This window comes from Mycobacterium szulgai, from assembly GCF_002116635.1.
In the GTDB taxonomy this organism is placed as follows: domain Bacteria; phylum Actinomycetota; class Actinomycetes; order Mycobacteriales; family Mycobacteriaceae; genus Mycobacterium; species Mycobacterium szulgai.
Genome location: NZ_LQPW01000055.1, coordinates 1 through 6,066 on the forward strand (window position 1 = coordinate 1; position 6,066 = coordinate 6,066).

The window sequence follows — 6,066 nt, forward strand, 5'->3', positions numbered from 1 at the left end:
GCAATGGGCGGTGCCGGTGGTGCGGGCGGCTGGTTAGCCGGCAACGGTGGGGCGGGCGGGAACGGCGGCGCGGCCATGACCGTCGGCGGCACCGGCGGAGCCGGTGGGGCCGGCGGCAACGCCGGATTGTTGTTCGGGTCCGGGGGTGCCGGCGGGTCCGGTGGTCACGGTTACGCCGGCGACAACGCCGTCAACCCCCAGTACAACCAGACCTCCCAGCTGCCGGCTGGCGGAACCAGCAAAGGTTTCGGCCACCATGGCGGATCCGGCCAAGACGGCGCTGACAGCACCGCTACCGGCGTGGGCGGCGGCAATGGCGGCCCCGGCGGGGACGGGCCGGTAAGTGGGGACGTGTTTGGCGGCCTGGGTGGCAACGGTGGCCACGGTGGCCCCAACGCCGCAGGCGGTGACGGTGGTCAGGGCGGCATCGGGGGGACCCGAACCGGCGACGGTAGCGGTGGTGGGGGTGGCAACGGCGGTGCGGGCGGTATCGGTGGACCAGGCGGGAACGGAGGCGTAGGTGGCGCCGGCCTAACCGGCGATGCCGGCGTCGCACAAGGCGGCGACGGCGGGGACGGTGGCCTTGGTGGTGTCGGCGCGCGCGGCGGCAACGGCGGCGCCGGTGGGGAAGGCCACCAGTACGCCGTCACGCCCAGCGGCACCGGCGGCAAAGGCGGTGCCGGCGGCGACGGTGGTGTTGGCGCGGCAGGAGGCGACGGAGGGCATGGCGGCGCCGGAGGTGCTGGTGGCCGGGGTGGGCTGCTGTTCGGTACCGGCGGTGCTGGCGGCCACGGTGGTTCCGGCGGTGACGGTGGCCTCGGCGCCCAGGGCGGCGCCGGTGGCGATGGAGGTGCTGGCGGCAAAGGCGACGGAGCCGCGGGCTTGGGTTACGGCGGCGATGCCGGCAACGGCGGCGCCGGAGGCGCCGGTGGCGATGGCGGCGATGGCGGCGACGGCGGCGTGGGTGGGGCGGGTGGCGTGTTCGGCCACGCCGGCAGCCACGGCATCGGCGGCGACGGGGGCTCTGGCGCGGCAGGCGGTGCCGGTGGCAATGCCGGCGCGGTCGGGACCGGGTTCACGAACGGCAGTACCGGCAGCGATGGCGGCCTCGGCGCAACGGGCACCGACGGTCACTCCGGCGACTCGGGCTGAGGCCAACTAAAGCGCCTTGGCGAACCCGCGCAACGACTCGATCTGCAGTGGATCCAGCGACGGCCGCACGGTTTCCCGAGCAGCCGCCAGGTCGGCCGCGGTCACGTCGGCGGCATCGATGGAACGGCGCATCGCCGTCAGCGCGGCTTCACGCAACAGCGCCACACAGTCCGCGGCGCTGTAGCCGTCCAGCCCGGCGGCAACCTCGTCGAGGTCCACGTCGGCGCTCAGCGGAATCGACCGGCCCGCGGTGCGCAGGATTTCGCGCCGGGCAGCGGCGTCGGGCGGCTCGACAAACACCAGCCGTTCCAGCCGGCCCGGCCGCAATAGAGCCGGGTCGATCAGATCGGGCCGATTGGTGGCGCCCAGGACGACGACGTCGCGCAGCGGATCGATGCCGTCCAACTCGGTCAGCAGCGCGGCGACCACCCGGTCGGTCACGCCCGAATCGAAGCTCTGACCGCGCCGGGGCGCCAGCGCATCCACCTCGTCGAGAAACACCAGCGACGGCGCGGAATCCCTGGCCCGGCGGAACAACTCGCGAACCGCTTTCTCAGAGGACCCCACCCATTTGTCCATCAACTCAGAGCCCTTGACCGCGTGCACACTGAGCTGTCCGGTACTGGCCAGCGCGCGCACCACGAACGTCTTGCCACACCCCGGCGGGCCGTACAGCAGCACCCCACGCGGCGGGTCCACGCCCAGCCGGGCGAACGTGTCGGGGTGCTGCAACGGCCACAGCACCGCTTCGGTCAACGCCTGCTTGGCCTCGGCCATATCGCCGACGTCGGCGAGCGTGACATTGCCGACGCTCACCTCCTCGCCGGCTGAGCGCGACAGTGGCCGGATGACCGTCAGCGCGCCGAGCAAATCCTCTTGGCTCAGCTTCGGCGGTTCGCCGTCGGCGCTGGCGCGCGCGGCGGCCCGCAGCGCCGCCTCGCGTAATAGCGCGGCCAGATCGGCGACGACGAAACCTGGTGTCCGCGCGGCGATCTCGTCGAGGTCGAGGTCGCCGGTGGGCACCGGTTTCAGCAGCGCCTCCAGCAGCGCCCGGCGGGTTCCGGCGTCGGGCAGCGGCAAACCCAACTCGCGGTCGCACAACTCCGGGGCGCGTAACCGGGCATCGATCTGGTCGGGCCGCGCGGTGGTGGCGATCAAGGCCACGCCGTCGGTGGCCACCGCCGTACGCAGCTCGCCGAGAATCAGTGCGGCCACCGGCTCCGGCGCGGCCGGCAGCAGCGCGTCGACGTCGATGATCAGCAACACCCCGCCGCCGTCACGTACGGCCGCAACAGCAGCAGCCACCGCCTTGAGCCGGTCGTCGGCGGCCAGCGCGCCCACCTCCGGACCGTCCAGCCCCACCAACCGGCGGCCGGCGCACACGGCGCGCACCAGCGTCACCTTGCCGACGCCGGCCGGACCGGACACCAGCACTCCCAGGTTGGTGCTCGCGCCCAAGCTCTTGAGCAGGTGCGGCTCGTCGAGGGCAAGCTTGAGCCATTCGGTGAGCTTGGCCGCCTGCGGCTGGGAGCCCTTGAGTTCCTCGACCTGCATCTCGGGAGTGGCGACATCAACCGGGGCCGCAACCTTCGAGCCTGCCGGGACGCCGACGCCCCAGGTCACCAGCGAGTTGGGCTGCACGCTGACCGGTCCATCGGGGTCCACGCCGGTGACCGTCAGCAGTTCGGATGTCCAGCTGATCCCGACCGCAGTGGCCAGCGCGCGGCTGGCCGCCGACGTCGAGGTGCCCGGCCCCAGATCGCGGGGCAGCAGCGACACCGCGTCGCCGACCGTCATCACCTTGCCGAGCAGTGCCTGGCGCAGGGTGACCGGCGACAGCGATTGGGTGGCCAGCGTGGAGCCGCTCAGCGTCACCGATCGTGCCCCGTAAACGGCGACCGAACTGACGATCACCGCGGTCCCTTCGCGCAGTCCGGCGTTGGACAGCGTCACGTCGTCCAGCAACACGGTCCCGATCGGGGTGTCCCCGCCGGCCATGCCGGCCACTGCGGCGGTGGTGCGCGACCCGGTCAGCGACACCGCGTCCCACTCGCGGATACCCAGCGCAACAATGGCGCTCGGGTGCAACCGGATGACACCACGGCGCGAGTCGACAGCCGAGGTGTTCAGCCGCGCGATGAGGGTGAGCTGCTGGGCCAAGTCACAGCCGCCTGCCCGGCTTGCGCAACCCCAGCCGCGCCATCGAGCGGCGCTGCGGCTGCGCCCGGCGGTTCGCCCGCCGCACGGCACGCCGTTGCTTGGGTTTGTCGTCCCATACCTCGGGGTGCCGGGCCAGCCAGCGTTTGCTGCGCACCGCGAACGGGATGTGGCAGACGTAGGAGATGATGATGACCCAGATCAGCAGATAGGGCTCCAGGACCGCGGCGGCCGCGGCGATCGCCAGCACCGCCAGCAACGGGGCCGCCCAATTCGGCGGCACCGCCAGGGTGTGAAACTTCTTCATCGGGATCGCGCTCACCATCAGCAGCGAGGTCCCGGTGATCCAGAAAGCCAGGAAGCCCACCGAACTCCACCAGCCCTCGCCGAACTGCAATTTGAGCCCGATGAGGCCGATCATGGACACCGCGCCCGCCGGCGCCGGCATCCCGACGAAGAATTCCTTGGCGTAGGGGGGCAGGGTCCCGTCGTCCTGCTGCGCGTTGTATCTGGCCAGCCGGAGCACGACGCATACCGCGTACAGCAGCACCACCATCCAACCGACGTGCCACTTCGACAGCAGCGTCACGTAGACCACCAGCGCCGGTGTCACGCCGAAGTTCACCGCGTCGGCCAGCGAGTCGATTTCGGCGCCCATCCGCGATTGGGCGTCCAGGATGCGGGCCACCCGGCCGTCCAGCGCGTCGAGGATGGCGGCCACCGCGATCAGCGCCATCGCGGGTATCGGCTTGTGATCCAGAGCGAACTTGATCGCCGTCAGTCCCGCGCAGATCGACAGCACGGTCATCGCGCTGGGCAGTAGATGCAGGTTGACCGATCGCCTAACTCGGGGCTTGTCGATCATGGCAGTTCAGCCAGCACGGTCTCGCCGCCGACCGCGCGCTGCCCGACCCTGACGACAGGTTCGGCGCCCGCCGGCAGGTAGGTGTCGAGCCGGGAGCCGAAGCGGATCAGGCCGTACGTCTCACCGATCGCGAGTTTGTCACCGACGTGCGCGTCGCACACGATGCGGCGCGCCACCAGCCCGGCGATTTGCACCGCGACCACCTCGGCGCCGTTAGCCGCCCGAATCCGCACGCTGGTGCGCTCGTTGTCGATGCTGGCTTCGGCCAGATCGGCCGAGGCGAAGCGACCCGGCCGGTGCTGCACGGCGATCACCTCGCCGCTGACCGGCGCCCGCTGCACGTGCACGTCGAACACCGACAGAAAGATGCTGATCCGGGGCAGCGGCGCGTCGCCCATGCTCAGTTCGGCGGGCGGGGCCGCGGTGTCGATCACGCAGACCACGCCGTCAGCTGGCGCAACGACCGCTCCCGGCCGGGTCGGTGGCACCCGGGGTGGGTGGCGGAAGAATCCCGCGCACACGCCGGCGGCCGTCAGGCCGGCACGGCGCAGCCACCGGTGGCGGTATCCCACCGCGGCAACGGCGAGCCCAGCGGAGATGAACGGCCGCCCGGCTGGGTGAATCGGCGGAATGGTCGACCGCACCAACTCGATGAGGTGCTGGGGCCCTTCGGGGCGGGGGCGTCGTGCCACGCGGTCATCTTAGGTGAAAGCCCGGCTATCTCTAGCCGGCCAGTCACCGTCTACCCGAATAGTGAGCCGCGTGTGCCCGGGGCTCCGAGCGACCCCTGTGGAGTGCCGCGGCCCCGGTTACCGCCGTTACCGCCGGTGCCGAGCAACTGGGCGTTGCCGCCGTTTCCGCCGTTTCCGCCGGTACCGCCGGTCTGATTGACCCCGCCCTCGCCGCCGTTGCCGCCGTCGCCGATGAGGGCGGCCCTGCCGCCGGCTCCGCCGTTGCTGGTCGGGCCGCCAAAGGTCTGGCCGGCGTCGCCGCCGGACCCGCCGTCGCCCAGGAGCCCGAGCGCGTTTCCGCCGGCGCCGCCTGCGCCTGCGCCGCCCGCACCGAAGCCGGTGCCGCCCGACCCACCGGACCCACCGGAGCCGCAGAACCCACCACCGGTGCCGCCACGGCCGCCGACCGCGCCGCCGACCGCGCCGGTACCGCCCGTGCCGCCGGTCCCGCCATTGCCGGCGAACATGGCGGCGTTGCCGCCGGTTCCGCCGACTCCGCCGTTGGCGTTGGTGCCGCCGCCGCCGGCGCCGCCCGCGCCGCCGTCGCCGTAGAACATGCCGGCGTTGCCGCCTGCCCCGCCGGCGGCACCGCCTCCTGCACCGATTCCGACTGCGCCGGCCCCGCCGGCGCCGCCGGTGCCAAATAGCGCGCCGGCGTTACCGCCGGCCCCGCCGACCGCGCCGGAAGTCGTGCCGAGTCCGCCGGCGCCGCCAGCCCCGCCGGTGCCGAACAGGGTGGCGGCGCTACCGCCGAGGCCGCCGACGCCACCGGTGACGCCCGCACCCCCGACCCCGCCGGCGCCGCCGGTGCCGAAGAACGTGCCGGCGTTACCGCCGGTGCCACCGGCCGCGCCATTGCCGCTGGGGAGTAAGGCGTTTGCGCCCGCTCCGCCGGCGCCGCCGTCGCCGAAGAACACACCTGCGTTGCCGCCGGCCCCACCGGCCCCACCAGAGTCGCCGAGTCCGCCGGCCCCGCCGGCTCCGCCATTGCCGAACAGGAGGCTGGCTCCACCGGCGCCACCGGTTCCACCGGCAGCCCCGGCGCTGAGCCCGCCGACGCCTCCAGTGCCGCCGTGGCCGAACAACCCGAGTCCGCCGGCCCCGCCAACCCCGCCCCCGGCGGTGCCGGCGGGGCAGGCGGCCTGCTCAGCGCGGGTGGTG

General features: G+C 73.1%; 4 protein-coding genes and 1 pseudogene. 1 reads left to right on the top strand and 4 read right to left on the bottom strand.

What is annotated here, in order from left to right:
- Positions 1–75: 75 nt before the first annotated feature.
- On the top strand, positions 76–1,152 hold the full coding sequence (locus AWC27_RS31495) for a hypothetical protein (RefSeq protein ID WP_425437477.1): 1,077 nt from the start codon (positions 76–78) through the stop codon (positions 1,150–1,152).
- Between the two features lie 6 nt (positions 1,153–1,158).
- On the opposite strand, the gene AWC27_RS11165 is transcribed toward AWC27_RS31495, so the two are convergent.
- The 4 genes and pseudogenes from AWC27_RS11165 to AWC27_RS32670 all read right to left on the bottom strand — a co-directional run.
- Positions 1,159–3,312: an AAA family ATPase gene (locus tag AWC27_RS11165; protein ID WP_085670555.1), complete on the bottom strand. Its 2,154-nt coding sequence runs from the start codon at positions 3,310–3,312 to the stop codon at positions 1,159–1,161.
- 1 nt (position 3,313) lies between these two features.
- On the bottom strand, positions 3,314–4,174 hold the full coding sequence (pssA, locus tag AWC27_RS11170) for a CDP-diacylglycerol--serine O-phosphatidyltransferase (protein ID WP_085670556.1): 861 nt from the start codon (positions 4,172–4,174) through the stop codon (positions 3,314–3,316).
- A complete protein-coding gene (locus AWC27_RS11175; protein ID WP_085670557.1) occupies positions 4,171–4,866 on the bottom strand; it encodes a phosphatidylserine decarboxylase in 696 nt (231 codons plus the stop codon). Before AWC27_RS11175 ends, pssA begins: the two co-directional genes overlap by 4 nt.
- 50 nt (positions 4,867–4,916) lie before the next feature.
- Positions 4,917–6,066 (bottom strand): annotated as a pseudogene (locus AWC27_RS32670) (PE family protein); the annotation flags it as partial.

Coding starts and splice junctions, on each gene's coding strand:
- AWC27_RS31495 (WP_425437477.1), top strand. CDS start 76: ATGACCGTCGGCGGCACCGGCGGAGCCGGTGGGGCCGGCGGCAACGCC.
- pssA (WP_085670556.1), bottom strand. CDS start 4,174: ATGATCGACAAGCCCCGAGTTAGGCGATCGGTCAACCTGCATCTACTG.